Source organism: Aeromonas sp. WP2-W18-CRE-05, assembly GCF_014168615.1.
Taxonomy (GTDB): Bacteria; Pseudomonadota; Gammaproteobacteria; order Enterobacterales; family Aeromonadaceae; genus Aeromonas; species Aeromonas caviae.
In genome coordinates, this window is sequence record NZ_AP021917.1 from 1 (window position 1) to 13,185 (window position 13,185).

General features: G+C 61.2%; 12 protein-coding genes. 8 read left to right on the forward strand and 4 right to left on the reverse strand.

Going from position 1 to position 13,185, the window contains the following annotated elements; translation table 11 throughout:
• Nucleotides 1–100 precede the first annotated feature (100 nt).
• The 4 genes from dnaA (at nucleotide 101) to gyrB (ending at nucleotide 6,172) form a co-directional block, all read left to right on the forward strand.
• Entirely contained in the window at nucleotides 101–1,471 is a 1,371-nt protein-coding gene (gene dnaA / locus H7R73_RS00005) for a chromosomal replication initiator protein DnaA (protein WP_039040645.1), read from the forward strand.
• A gap of 83 nt (nucleotides 1,472–1,554) precedes the next feature.
• Nucleotides 1,555–2,658 carry a DNA polymerase III subunit beta gene (gene dnaN, locus H7R73_RS00010; protein WP_039040646.1) on the forward strand — a complete coding sequence of 368 codons (1,104 nt, stop codon included), beginning with the start codon at nucleotides 1,555–1,557 and terminating at the stop codon, nucleotides 2,656–2,658.
• 2 nt (nucleotides 2,659–2,660) lie between these two features.
• Complete coding sequence (gene recF, locus H7R73_RS00015) at nucleotides 2,661–3,764, forward strand: DNA replication/repair protein RecF (protein ID WP_010672287.1); 1,104 nt, start codon at nucleotides 2,661–2,663, stop codon at nucleotides 3,762–3,764.
• Nucleotides 3,761–6,172, forward strand: a complete 2,412-nt coding sequence (gyrB, locus tag H7R73_RS00020) for a DNA topoisomerase (ATP-hydrolyzing) subunit B (protein ID WP_103261037.1) — start codon at nucleotides 3,761–3,763, stop codon at nucleotides 6,170–6,172. Before recF ends, gyrB begins: the two co-directional genes overlap by 4 nt.
• A gap of 97 nt (nucleotides 6,173–6,269) precedes the next feature.
• Here the strand turns inward: gyrB and H7R73_RS00025 are convergent, their stop codons facing one another.
• Nucleotides 6,270–7,235 (reverse strand): GlxA family transcriptional regulator, encoded by a 966-nt coding sequence (locus tag H7R73_RS00025; RefSeq protein ID WP_042016140.1) that lies wholly within the window; start codon nucleotides 7,233–7,235, stop codon nucleotides 6,270–6,272.
• Nucleotides 7,236–7,320: 85 nt separating this feature from the next.
• On the reverse strand, nucleotides 7,321–8,091 hold the full coding sequence (locus H7R73_RS00030; protein ID WP_182951424.1) for an MBL fold metallo-hydrolase: 771 nt from the start codon (nucleotides 8,089–8,091) through the stop codon (nucleotides 7,321–7,323).
• Between the two features lie 256 nt (nucleotides 8,092–8,347).
• Here H7R73_RS00030 and H7R73_RS00035 point away from each other — a divergent pair, with 256 nt between their 5' ends.
• Both H7R73_RS00035 and H7R73_RS00040 read left to right on the forward strand, forming a co-directional pair.
• On the forward strand, nucleotides 8,348–8,761 hold the full coding sequence (locus H7R73_RS00035) for an Hsp20 family protein (RefSeq protein WP_010672291.1): 414 nt from the start codon (nucleotides 8,348–8,350) through the stop codon (nucleotides 8,759–8,761).
• A gap of 92 nt (nucleotides 8,762–8,853) precedes the next feature.
• Nucleotides 8,854–9,294, forward strand: a complete 441-nt coding sequence (locus H7R73_RS00040; RefSeq protein WP_010672292.1) for an Hsp20 family protein — start codon at nucleotides 8,854–8,856, stop codon at nucleotides 9,292–9,294.
• Between the two features lie 73 nt (nucleotides 9,295–9,367).
• Here H7R73_RS00040 and H7R73_RS00045 read toward each other — a convergent pair whose 3' ends face one another.
• Nucleotides 9,368–10,618 carry a valine--pyruvate transaminase gene (locus H7R73_RS00045; RefSeq protein WP_103261039.1) on the reverse strand — a complete coding sequence of 417 codons (1,251 nt, stop codon included), beginning with the start codon at nucleotides 10,616–10,618 and terminating at the stop codon, nucleotides 9,368–9,370.
• A 283-nt stretch (nucleotides 10,619–10,901) separates the two neighbouring features.
• Here H7R73_RS00045 and H7R73_RS00050 point away from each other — a divergent pair, with 283 nt between their 5' ends.
• A complete protein-coding gene (locus H7R73_RS00050; RefSeq protein ID WP_041212072.1) occupies nucleotides 10,902–11,135 on the forward strand; it encodes a hypothetical protein in 234 nt (77 codons plus the stop codon).
• Here H7R73_RS00050 and H7R73_RS00055 read toward each other — a convergent pair.
• Nucleotides 11,065–11,889 (reverse strand): AraC family transcriptional regulator, encoded by an 825-nt coding sequence (locus tag H7R73_RS00055; protein ID WP_103261040.1) that lies wholly within the window; start codon nucleotides 11,887–11,889, stop codon nucleotides 11,065–11,067. The genes H7R73_RS00050 and H7R73_RS00055 overlap by 71 nt on opposite strands.
• Nucleotides 11,890–11,981: 92 nt before the next feature.
• Here H7R73_RS00055 and H7R73_RS00060 point away from each other — a divergent pair, with 92 nt between their 5' ends.
• On the forward strand, nucleotides 11,982–13,109 hold the full coding sequence (locus tag H7R73_RS00060; protein ID WP_103261041.1) for a multidrug effflux MFS transporter: 1,128 nt from the start codon (nucleotides 11,982–11,984) through the stop codon (nucleotides 13,107–13,109).
• Nucleotides 13,110–13,185 lie beyond the last annotated feature (76 nt).

Sequence of the window (13,185 nt, forward strand, 5' to 3'; positions counted from 1 at the left end):
AGGATCTTATTTGCTGGATCCGTGCGGCAGCAACTGGAGATCCGGCCACTAAAAACGTAGAATAGCCGGTCTTTACTTAATCAATTGACGGGAGTCTAGAGTGACTGCTTCGCTATGGCAGCAGTGCCTTAACCGGCTGCAAGATGAGTTGCCCTCGGCAGAATTCAGCATGTGGATCCGGCCGCTTCAAGCGGAGTTGAGTGACAATACTCTGACCCTGTATGCACCGAACCGCTTCGTTCTGGACTGGGTACGCGACAAGTACCTGCTCCGGGTCAACGGCATCATCAACGAGCTGTGCGGAGCCGACGCTCCCACCCTGCGTTTTGATATCGGCAATCGCCCTCATCCCGTCGCGGTCGCCAGGGCGCCGGCCCGTGGTGTCGATCCTGTGAATAACTCTCCCAAGAGCTGGGAAAACAAGGCCGAAAACAAGCCCGAGCCAAACCACAAGAGCAACACCAACGTGAACTATACCTTCGAGAATTTCGTCGAGGGTAAGTCCAACCAGCTGGCCCGTGCAGCCGCCCGTCAGGTGGCCGACAATCCGGGTGGTGCCTACAACCCGCTGTTCCTCTATGGCGGCACTGGCCTGGGCAAGACCCACCTGCTGCACGCCGTTGGCAATGCCATCAAGGATCGCAAGAAAGACGCCAAAGTCATCTACATGCACTCCGAACGGTTCGTGCAGGACATGGTGAAGGCGCTGCAGAATAACGCCATTGAAGAGTTCAAGCGTTATTACCGTAGCGTCGATGCCCTGCTCATCGATGACATCCAGTTCTTCGCCAACAAGGAGCGCTCCCAGGAGGAGTTCTTCCACACCTTCAACGCCCTGCTTGAAGGCAACCAGCAGATCATCCTGACCTCGGACCGCTATCCGAAAGAGATCAACGGGGTGGAAGATCGTCTCAAGTCCCGCTTCGGCTGGGGGCTCACGGTGGCGATCGAGCCCCCCGAGCTGGAGACGCGTGTCGCGATCCTGATGCGCAAGGCGGACGAGAACCAGATCCACCTGCCGGACGAAGTGGCCTTCTTCATCGCCAAACGGCTGCGCTCCAACGTCCGTGAACTGGAAGGTGCCCTCAACCGGGTGATCGCCAATGCCAACTTCACCGGCCGCGCCATCAACATCGACTTCGTGCGCGAGGCGCTGCGCGATCTCCTGGCCCTGCAGGAGAAGCTGGTCACCATCGACAACATCCAGAAGACGGTGGCGGAGTACTACAAGATCAAGCTGGCGGATCTGCTCTCCAAGCGTCGCTCCCGTTCCGTTGCCCGCCCGCGCCAGCTGGCGATGGCGCTGGCCAAGGAGCTGACCAACCACAGCTTGCCTGAGATAGGGGATGCCTTTGGTGGCCGTGACCACACCACGGTTCTTCATGCCTGCCGCAAGATTGAGCAGCTGAAGGAAGAGAGTCACGACATCAAGGAAGATTATTCCAACCTGATCCGTACCCTTTCTTCCTGATAACGGAACGGAGTGCACAGATGCAGATTGCATGTTCCAGCCTGATCCGAATCCTTTCCTCCCAATAACAACGGAGAGCACAGATGCAGCTCGAAATTAGCCGTGAGGCCCTGTTACGTCCCCTGCAACTGGTGTCCGGTGCCCTGGGTGGCCGGCCGACCCTGCCCATCCTCGGCAACGTCCTGCTCGATGTCAGCAATGGCCTGCTGTCGCTGACCGGGACCGATCTCGAGGTGGAGATGATCGGACAGGTTTATCTCAACAGCGACAGCCAGGATGGCCGCACCACAGTGCCGGCGCGCAAGCTGCTGGACATCTGTCGCGGTCTGCCGGAGGGGGCGGAGATCCGCCTCAGCACCGAGGGAGAGCGCCTTATCATCCGGTCCGGCCGCTCCCGCTTCAACCTGTCGACCCTGCCGGCGACCGAATACCCGAACATCGAGGATTGGGAATCCGTGCTCGAGTTCGACATCAGCCAGCTGGAGCTGAAAAAACTCATCGACGCGACCCAGTTCTCCATGGCGAGCCAGGACGTGCGCTACTACCTGAACGGCATGCTGTTCGAGAGCGAAGGACACGGCCTGCGTACCGTGGCGACGGACGGTCACCGGCTGGCCACCTGCCGCCGCGAGGTGGTGGGGGAATCGTTGCCCGATCATCAGGTCATCCTGCCGCGCAAAGGGGTGCTTGAGCTGGTGCGCCTGCTGGAAGCGGAAGACAAGCCGGTACGGCTGCAAGTGGGTCGCAGCAACCTGCGCGCCGCTCTGGATGGCTTCATCTTCACCTCCAAGCTGGTGGATGGCCGTTTCCCGGACTGGCGCCGCGTCATCCCGCGAGGGAGCGACAAGGCCCTGATCGCCGGTCGCGAGGATCTGCGCCAGGCCTTTGCCCGTGCCGCCATCCTCTCCAACGAGAAATTCCGTGGGGTGCGTCTCAATCTGCAGGAAAACCTGCTGCGCATCACCGCCAACAACCCGGAACAGGAAGAAGCCGAAGAGCTGCTTGACGTACAATACGCCGCTGGCGAGATGGAGATCGGCTTCAACGTCTCCTATGTGCTGGACGTGTTGAATACGTTAAAATGTGACCAAATCCGGATCAGCCTGAGCGATTCCATCAGCAGCGCCATTATTGAGGATTTTGAGAACCAAGATGCCCAGTACGTGGTGATGCCGATGCGGATCTAGTCGTGTCCCTGGTCAAACTCCAGCTCAGCGACTTTCGCAACATTCAGCACGCCAGTCTCGCGCTGTCTCCCGGCCTCAATATCCTGGTCGGGAGCAACGGCAGCGGCAAGACCAGCGTGCTGGAAGCCATTCATTACCTTGGTCTCGGCCGCTCGTTTCGTACCCATTTGACCGGGCGGGTCATCCGCCAGGGCGAGCGGGCCTTTACCCTGTTTGCCCAGTGCGAGCTGGAGGGGCGTCAGGTGCCCATCGGGCTTGCCAAGGACAAGGGGGGCGAAACCCAGCTCAAGATCGCCGGTGCCCAGGCCCAGCGCCTGGCCGATCTGGCGGAGCTGTTGCCGGTACAGTTGATCCACCCCGATGGTTTCAGCCTGCTGACCGGTGGGCCCCAGGCTCGCCGGGCCTGGCTGGACTGGGGTGTTTTCCATCAGGAGCCGACCTTCTTCTCCCTCTGGGGGCGGGTGCGTCGGCTGTTGAAGCAGCGCAATGCCTTGCTGCGCCAGAGCACCCAGTATCGTCAACTGGCATTCTGGGATCAGGAGCTGGTGCGACTGGGTGGCGAGCTGGCGGGGTTTCGCGCCAGTTATTGTCAGGCCATTACGCCCCTGATCAAGGAGATGACGGCAGATTTTCTGCCGGAGTTCGATATCAGTCTTGGATTCTATCGAGGCTGGGAAAAAGACACTCCCCTCGATGCATTGCTGGAGGCGGGGTTCGAACGGGATCGTTCGCTGGGGTACACTGGGGTCGGTCCGCAGAAGGCGGACGTGCGGCTCAAGGCGAACGGCGTGCCCGCGCAGGATATTTTGTCCAGGGGTCAGCTGAAGTTGCTGGTCTGTGCCATGCGGCTGGCCCAAGGGCTCTATTTGAATCAACATAGCAGCCGCGGCTGTATTTTTTTAATTGATGATTTTGCCTCTGAACTGGATGTCGACAAACGTCGTCTGCTGGCCGCAAGGCTGAAGCAGTGCGCGTCCCAGGTGTTCATCACCGCCATCGATACCGGTCAGCTCGCAGACATGATGGATGCGAGTGACTGCAAGCTGTTCCACGTGGAACAAGGCAAGATCTCCGAAACGTTAGAGAAGGCAGAGAGTAAGCTATGAGTGAAAATACTTACGACTCCTCGAATATCAAGGTGCTCAAGGGCCTGGATGCGGTCCGCAAGCGCCCGGGGATGTATATCGGCGATACGGACGATGGATCGGGCCTGCACCACATGGTGTTCGAGGTCGTCGACAACTCCATCGACGAGGCTCTGGCTGGCTACTGCTCCGATATCCAGGTCAAGATCCATTCCGACGGCTCCGTCTCCGTGCGCGACAACGGTCGCGGCATTCCGGTGGACATCCACCCGGAAGAGGGTCGTTCGGCCGCTGAAGTCATCATGACCGTGCTGCACGCCGGCGGCAAATTCGATGACAACTCCTACAAGGTGTCCGGCGGTCTGCACGGTGTGGGCGTCTCCGTGGTGAACGCGCTTTCCGACAAGCTGCTGCTGACCATCCGCCGCAACGGTCATGTCTACGAGCAGACCTATCACCTGGGCGAGCCGCAGGCACCCCTCAAGCAGATTGGTGACAGCACTGGCACCGGGACCGAAGTTCGCTTCTGGCCGAGCCCGACCATCTTCAGCGACACCCTGTTCCACTACGAGATCCTGGCCAAGCGTCTGCGCGAGCTCTCCTTCCTCAACTCCGGCGTCTCCATCCGTCTGATGGACGAGCGTGATGGCCGCGAGGCGCACTTCTGCTACGAAGGGGGCATCAAGGCCTTCGTCGAGTACCTGAACCAGAACAAGACCCCGATCCACCCCAAGGTGTTCCACTTCACCACAGAGCAGGACGGCATCGGTGTCGAAGTCGCCATGCAGTGGAACGACGCCTATCAGGAAGGGGTCTACTGCTTCACCAACAACATTCCGCAGCGGGATGGTGGTACCCACCTGGTGGGCTTCCGTACCGCGCTGACCCGGACGCTGAACAACTACATGGACAAGGAGGACTACAGCAAGAAGGCCAAGTCCGCCGCCAGTGGTGACGACGTCCGTGAAGGTCTGATTGCCGTTATCTCCGTCAAGGTGCCTGACCCTAAGTTCTCCTCCCAGACCAAGGACAAGCTGGTCTCTTCCGAAGTGAAGACCGCCGTGGAACAGGCGATGGGTGAGAAGCTGGCCGACTTCCTGCTGGAAAACCCGGGCGACGCCAAAATCGTGGTCAACAAGATCATCGATGCGGCCCGTGCCCGTGAAGCGGCCCGCAAGGCCCGCGAACTGACCCGCCGCAAGGGCGCGCTGGATATCGCCGGTCTGCCCGGCAAGCTGGCGGACTGTCAGGAGAAAGACCCGGCGCTCTCCGAACTCTACATCGTGGAAGGGGACTCTGCTGGCGGCTCCGCCAAGCAGGGTCGCAACCGGAAGAACCAGGCCATCCTGCCCCTCAAGGGCAAGATCCTGAACGTGGAGAAGGCCCGTTTCGACAAGATGATCTCCTCCCAGGAGGTGGGCACCCTGATCACCGCTCTGGGCTGTGGCATCGGTCGCGACGAGTACAACCCGGACAAGCTGCGCTATCACAACATCATCATCATGACGGATGCGGACGTCGATGGTGCGCACATCCGTACCCTGCTGCTGACCTTCTTCTATCGTCAGATGCCGGAAATCATCGAGCGTGGCTATGTCTTCATCGCCCAGCCGCCGCTCTACAAGGTGAAGAAGGGCAAACAGGAGCAGTACCTGAAAGACGAAGACGCATTGTTGCAGTACCAGACCGCCATGGCGCTGGACGGTGCGACCCTGCACGTCAACGAGTCTGCCCCGGCCATCGGTGGCGAGGCGCTGGAGCGTCTGGTCAACCAGCATCGCTCCGTGACTCACCTCATCACCCGCATGTCCCGCCGCGCGCCGGAAGCCGTGCTGACCCAGCTGATCTATCAGCCTGAGTTGAACGAAACCCTGCTGGCCAGCGAGAGCGATCTGCAGACCTGGTGCCAGAGCATGGAAGCCGTGCTCAACGAGAGCAACCACGGCATCCAGTACCAGATGCAGGTACGCCGCGACGAGGAGCGCAGCCTGCTCGTGCCCCACGCCGTGGTACGCCAGCACGGGGTCGACCGTGAATATCCGCTGAGCTATGACTTCCTGCAATCCTCCGAGTACCGTCAGTTGGTCTCCCTGGGCAAGGAGATCGCCAACCTGATCGAGGAAGGCGGTTACATCAAGCGTGGTGAGAAGGTGAAGCCGGTCGCCAGCTTCGTTGAAGCGGTCGAGTGGCTGATGGGCGAAGGCAAGCGTGGCATCTACATCCAGCGCTATAAAGGGCTGGGCGAGATGAACCCGGAGCAGCTGTGGGAAACCACCATGGATCCGGAAGCCCGTCGCATGCTGCGTGTCACCATCGACGACGCAGTCGGCGCCGACCAGCTCTTCTCCACCCTGATGGGGGATGCCGTAGAGCCCCGTCGCGACTTCATCGAGACCAACGCCCTGCGGGTTGCCAACCTCGACGTCTAATAGACGGTCCGACAACCATCAAAAGCCGCTCCTCGTGAGCGGCTTTTTGTTTTCTGGGGCAAGGAAAAGGGCGCGTTCCACGTGAAACATGTGGGACCTAGACTCTGTCACCGCGAAAGGTGCGGCGCCACTCCCGCGGCGACACCCCGAAGCGGGTGCGAAAGTGCTTGCGCAAGATGGTGGCAGACCCGAGCCCCACCAGTTCGGCGATGCGTTCCACGGTGTGGGAGCTGGACTCCAGCAGCGTCTGGCTGCGGCGCAGGCGCTCCGCCATCAGCCACTCCCCGAGGGAGAGACCGGTGGCGAGCTGGAAGCGGCGGCTAAAGGTGCGTCGGCTCATCATGCAATGTTCCGCCAGGCTGTCCAGGGTATGGGGCGCGGCCAGGTGCAGGCGCAGGTGATCGAACAGCTGGTTGATCCTGGCATCCCGGGTGGAGGCGGGTACCGGCTGCTCGATGAACTGGGCCTGGCCACCCTCCCGGTGGGGAGGCACCACCAGCCGCCTGGCCAGCTTGTTGGCAATCTGGCTGCCGTGATGCTGGCGAACCAGATAGAGGCAGCAGTCCAGGCTGGCGGCGGTGCCAGCCGAGGTGATGAGCCCGTCGTCGTCGACGTAGAGGGCATTGGTATCGAGCCGCACCCGGGGGAAGCGCTGGACGAACTCCTGCTCAAATTCCCAGTGGGTGGCGGCACCGCGCCCGTCCAGCAGGCCGGCATAGGCCAGCACATAGGTACCGAGACAGAGCCCCACGATCTGGGCTCCCCTGATCCGGGCGGCAACCAGGGCATCGAGCAGGGGTTGGGCGGGGCGCTCGGCCGGATCGCGCCAGAAGGGGATGATGATGATATCCGCCTCCAGCAGACCCTCCAGGCCATAGTCGGCCTCCATGCGAAAGCCCTGGGAGGAGGCGGGTTGCCGCGTGTCATCCCCGGCGCAGAGTCTCAGCTCGAACAACGACTGGCCCGGCATCATCTTGTCGCCAAAGATGAGGCAGGGCACCGAGCAGTGAAAGGGGCTGAAGCGATCGAAGGTGATGACGGCGACGATGAGAGGACGGGGCATGGTGGCAGACTCCTTTGCACTCGGATCCCCATCATACGGGGCAGCAACAGAAAGCCGAAGAGCCATGTGGTGCCCGGCCCCTCGCTCAGAGCACCATGGTGTCGCCATCCTCGGGCACCCGTACCCGGGCGGCCATCCCCTGGCTGTCCAGGTAGTCGCGCAGCTCCCGCCGGGACAGCAGGGCATGATTGACCGCCTCCATGTGGCTGGCGATCAGGGTGGCCTGCGGGGCGGCCTGATAGACGGCGGCCACATCCTCCTTGCCCATGATGATGGCGCCCAGACCCGTCACCTGGGCATCACCGCAGTTGAGGACGACAACCTCGGGTTGGTGCCGGTGCAGCGCTTGTTCAACCCGGGCATTCCAGACGGTGTCGCCGGCCAGATAGAGGGTCTTTTCGGCGGGATGGGAGAAGACCACTCCGCTGACCTCGCCAAGGCGATCCCCCAGCAGGGCCATGATGGTATCGCTGCCGTGTCGGCCTTCCGTCTGTTGCAGGCAGATGCCGGCGAACTCGCCGACCTCGCCCAGCAGGCGCACATCCTCGAAGCCGCATCCCCTCATGGTGTCGGCATCTTTTTGATGCTGCACGAACAGGGGAAGGTGCTTGGGGATCTTCGCTTTCGCGACATCGTCCCAGTGATCCAGATGGTCATGGGTGACAATCACCGCATCCACCTCCAGCAGGGTCGCCATGGGCAGCGGCAGATCGACCAGGGGGTTGCGAAGATGGCTGTTGGCCATGCCTTCGAAGCCGGGGTAGCTCCCCTTGGGGGCCAGCATGGGGTCGATGAGGAAGCGGGTTCCTGCGTAGTGGATGAGCAGGGTGGCGTTGCGAACCTGGGTAATCTTCATGGCGTGCTCCGGTTTCTCGTTGGGGACACGGCCAGTATGGAGGGATGAGGGACGGATCATGAGTGGCCCGCAGGCCTATTATCGATCTAATCGGGCCATTCTTGATGGCCTGCATTTCTTTTGTTTTTACCCCTTGAAAGCCAAATGCTGGCCCCTATATAGATAACAAGGCCGGAACGCTCTACAGAGGTTTCGACCAGGCGCCCGTCCATCAGGAGGGCAAACAATCCGTTATCGCTCACAAGAGGGTAATACTATGCGTTCTATCGACTTTTCTCCGCTCTATCGTTCTGCCATCGGTTTCGATCGTCTGGCCACTCTCATCGAATCTGCCGCCAGCAATGGCAATGCCGGCTATCCCCCCTACAACATCGAGCAGCTGGGTGACAGCGACTACCGCATCAGCATGGCGGTGGCGGGCTTTACCCAGGAAGAGCTGGAGCTGAGCTTCCAGGAAAATCTGCTGACGGTGAAGGGCAGCAAGCAGGCCGACACCGAGCGCAACTACCTCTACCAAGGCATTGCCGAACGCGGCTTCGAGCGTCGCTTCCAGCTGGCCGACTATGTGCGGGTGAAGGGGGCCGACCTGAAGAACGGTCTGCTGCACATCGACCTGGTGCGCGAAGTGCCCGAGGCGATGAAGCCCCGCAAGATCGAGATCAACGGCTGACAGCCTGACCTCGTTGCATTGCTGATGTTTCCCGGGTGCCGATGGCGGGCCCGTGGAGAGTAAACCCTGTTGCTTTATAGAAGGATAGGATCATGCGTAACCTCGATTTTTCTCATCTCTATTCCAATGCCGTCGGCTTCGAGCGGATGGCCCGCGAGCTGGAAGGCCTGTTCGATCAGAAGACCTCGGCCTACCCCCCGTACAACATCGAGAAGCGGGATCACGACAGCTACCTCATCACGGTTGCCGTGGCCGGTTTCGATCGCAATGAGCTGGAGCTGGAGACCGAAAACGGTACCCTCAAGGTGAAGGGGCGCAAGGTCGCCACCATGGGCGAGCGCCAATTCCTCCATCAGGGGATCGCCGAGCGGGACTTCGAGCTCGCCTTCAAGCTGAGCCAGCACGTGGAAGTGCAGGGGGCCAGGCTGGAGCACGGTCTGCTGACCATAGAGCTGGCCCGGGAGCTGCCGGAAGCGCTCAAGCCCCGTGCCATCCCCATCGGCAAACCCGATCAGCTGGCACTGCCCGGTTAAACAACATCGCTGACCACCTGATAGAAAAGAGGCCTGCATCTGCAGGCCTCTTTTTTTCATGCCGAAGGGGGAATCAACCGGCGTAGAGGGCGTTGATCTCGTCGGCCAGGATGGCGATGCCGCGACGCACCAGATCTTCGCTCTGGGCATAGTTGAGACGGATGCACTCCTGGCTGTGGCGCCACTCGGGGTCGTCGATGCCGGGGAAGAAGTAGTGGCCGGGCACGATCAGCAGGTTCTTCGCCTTCAGTCGCTCATACAGCTCCTGGCAGTGGATCGGCAGGTCTTCGAACCAGAGCCAGAGGAAGAGGGCACCCTCCGGCTTGTGGATGTGGAAGCGCGGATCCGGAATGGCCTCGCGCAGCAGCTGGACCGCGAAGGTGGCTTTCTGCTGGTAGAAGGGTTTCACCACCTGTTCGCTCAGGGCGATGATGTCACCGCTCTCGATCATCGGAATGGTGATGGCCGGACCCAGGCTGCCCGGCGCCAGATTGATGATGCCGCTCAGGTTGGTGATGGCCCGGATGATCTTCTCGTCGGCGATGACGATGCCGCAACGGGTGCCCGGCAGGCCGAGCTTGGAGAGGCTCATGCAGAGGATGGTGTTGGCGTTCCAGAACGGCTTGGCGTCGCTGAAGATGATGCCGGGGAAGGGCACGCCGTAGGCATTGTCGATGAGCAGCGGGATCCCCTTGTCACGGGCGATCTGATCGAGGTGCTCGATCTCCTCGTCGGTGAGCACGTTGCCGGTGGGGTTGGTCGGCCGGGAGACACAGATCACCCCGATGTCGTCGCCCACCTGCAGGCTCTCGAAATCCACGTGGTATTTGAACTGGCCGTCGGGCAGCTTCTCGATGGTGGGCTTGTAGGCGACGAAATGATCGTCCGAGAGGGCCGAGTCGGCATAGCCGATGTATTCGGGGGCCAGGGGGAACAGCACCTTCTTCTTGCGACCGTCGGCGAACTCGCCGGCCAGCAGGTTGAACAGATAGAAGAAGGCGTTCTGGCTGCCGTTGGTCAGGGCGATGTTGCGGGCGGAGATTTCCCAGCCCAGCTCCTTGCTGAGCAGGGCGGCCAGCGCCTTGGTGAACCTGTCTTTGCCCTGGGGGCCATCGTAGTTGGCCATGGCCTTGATCAGTTCGCCGTTGTCGAACAGGGTGTTGGCCTCGGCCTGAAAGCGTTCCAGCATGGCGGGGATGGGGGCCGGATTGCCGCCTCCCAGCATGATGGCGTCGGGATTCAGCAGCCCTTGATTGAGGTCGTCCATGAGTTGGGTAATACCGGCGTGGCGAGTGAACTTCTCGCCGAACAAGGAGAATTCCATTCGGTGGCAAATCCAGAGTCAGTTAAGGGGGGAGCTAGCACCATAGCTCACTTCAAAAGCGGGTGTCGATCAAAAAAACGGGGCGTTTCACGTGGAACAGGGTTGCCATGATGGAGGTGGTAAAAAAAACCATTTATAGGTTTTAAAATAACCAATATTTGATTCAGGAAGGGGGGGGGCAGCATCAAAAAATCATTTATATCAATAAAATCATGTTGTTATAAATCTGGCACAACTATTGGAATAGTTATGTGGTCATCTCAACCACACCGGAGCACGCCAGATGAAGATCCTGATCGCTACCCTGATTGCCAGCAGCCTGAGCCTGAATGCCATGGCCGCCGAGAACCCCAGACCCGAGCTGGACAGCGCCGCCCTGCAACAGGAGATGCTGGCCTTGCAGCAGCAGGCCTCCCATGACGTGGTGGCAGAGGCCATTCAAAACCTCAAGCCGCTGGCCCTGGAGACCCTGGTGGTGGAGGCGAGCTCGGCCGATGCGACTCATCCCGAGAGCTGAGGTAGCGCAAGGGGGTCTGCCCCGTGTGCTGCCTGAAGAAGGCGATGAAGGCGCTGTCGCTGGCGAACTCCAGGGCTGCGGCTACCCGGCTGATGGGCTCGGCTTCGGCCAGCAGTTCCATGGCCCGCAGCAGTCGCCACTGCTGGCGCCAGGCCTGGTAGCTCATGCCGGTCTCTCGCATGAAGATGCGGCCTATGGTCTTGTCACTGGCACCCACCCGTTCGGCCAGCCGGTTGAGCCGATCGGGCAGGGTGTCACCCCGCTTTATCTCCTGCAGCCAGCCGGTCAGACGCCCGTCTGACGGCAGCGGCAACTGCCAGGATTCCCGCGGCGCTTGCGCCAGCTCTTCTTTCAATAATGCCAGTGTGCAGGTTTGCTCTGCTTCCGGCTTGTCCCAGGGCCAGAGTGCCATCCGCTCGATGATCTCCCGCAGCAGCGGGTTGACCGCCAGCACCGCCATCTCGTTTGGCAACGCGGGCTCCGGCTGGAAGTAGAGGGAGCGATAGGCCACAACTCCGCGCATCAACACCCGGTGGGGCAGACCCGCTGGCAACCAGGCCGCTCGCGTTGGCGGCAGCAGGCAGACCTGATCGTCCAGCTCTATGGTCATGCAGCCTGCCTGGGCGAACAGCAGCTGGTGGCGCTGGTGCTGATGGCGGCCGGAGTCGTGCCAGCCGAGGGCGGCGGCAATACCGATGGCGCTGCCGTCGTGCTGGTCCGGATCAAAGGGGTGATCGGGAAGAATAAAGGCCATGTGTCCGATTCTTGCTGTTTATAGTCCGCCTTATTGTAATCGGACATGTTATCCCTCTCTAGAATGGCGACCTCTTGTGAAGGAGGTGTGTCATGAACAACAGGTTGCCACCGCGCTGGCTGGTGGTCGGATTGATGATGTTTCCCCAGATAGTGGAGACCATCTACAGTCCGGTGCTGACCCATATCGCCACTGAGTTTCGGGTGAGCGAGGGGCAGGCGTCCCAGACCCTGTCGGTCTATTTTCTGGCGTTTGCGGCGGGCGTGGTCTGCTGGGGCAGGTTGTGCGATCTCATCGGGCGGCGTCCCGCCATGCTGGCGGGGCTGCTGACCTATGGCGCCGGCACCCTGCTGGCGTTGCTGGCCACTCAATTTGAAACCCTGCTGCTGGCCCGGGTCATCGCGGCCTTCGGCGCCGCCGTGGGTTCCGTGGTGACCCAGACCATGCTGCGCGACAGCTATCAGGGCAGCGATCTGGCGCGGGTCTTTTCGGTGATGGGCATCGCGCTCTCCCTCAGTCCGGTGCTGGGGCTGGTGAGCGGCGGCCAGCTGGCGAGCGGGTTCGGCTATCTCGGGGTATTCGGCGCCCTGCTGGTATTGGCAGTTGGATTGCTGCTGGTCACTTGCTGGCAACTGCCGGAAACCCGCCCGGCCATCACTCAGAGGGTCGCACTCTGGCCGCTGGCCTGCCGGATGGTGCGTGATAGCGGCTTGTGGCGCAGCGCCGCCCTGGTGGCGCTGTTCAACACCATGCTGTTCGGCTACTACAGCCTGGCGCCGTTTCTGTTTGCCAGTCTGGGGCTGAGCGCGGGGGAATTTGGTTACTCCGGCATCGTGCTGGCGCTGGCGACCCTGGTGGGCAGCCTGCTCAACAAGCGCCTGCTGGGCCGTGGCTGGACGCCTGCCTCGTTAATACGGCTCGCCGCCGTGCTGGCGTTGGGTTCGGGTTGGCTGGTGTGGGCCAGTCAGGCATCGCTCTGGTTTCTGCTGCCCATGACGGGAGTGGTGATCGCGTTCGGGCTGGCTATCCCCAATGTGCTGAGCCAGGCGCTGCTGGCCTATCGGGAGGTGGCGGGCAGTGCCGGGGCCCTGTTCGGGCTTGGCTACTACCTGCTACTCAGCCTGGGGTTGGCGGTTGCAGCCAGCTTGCAGGATCTCGGACTGCTGCTCGGGGGATGCGGTCTGTTGGCACTCTGTTGTTGCTGGCGTCGTTCCACGTGAAACATCAGCTGCCGATAAAACGGTAGCCGATGCCGGCTTCAGTTTCGATCAGGGTGGGTTGCTGGGAATGTTGCCG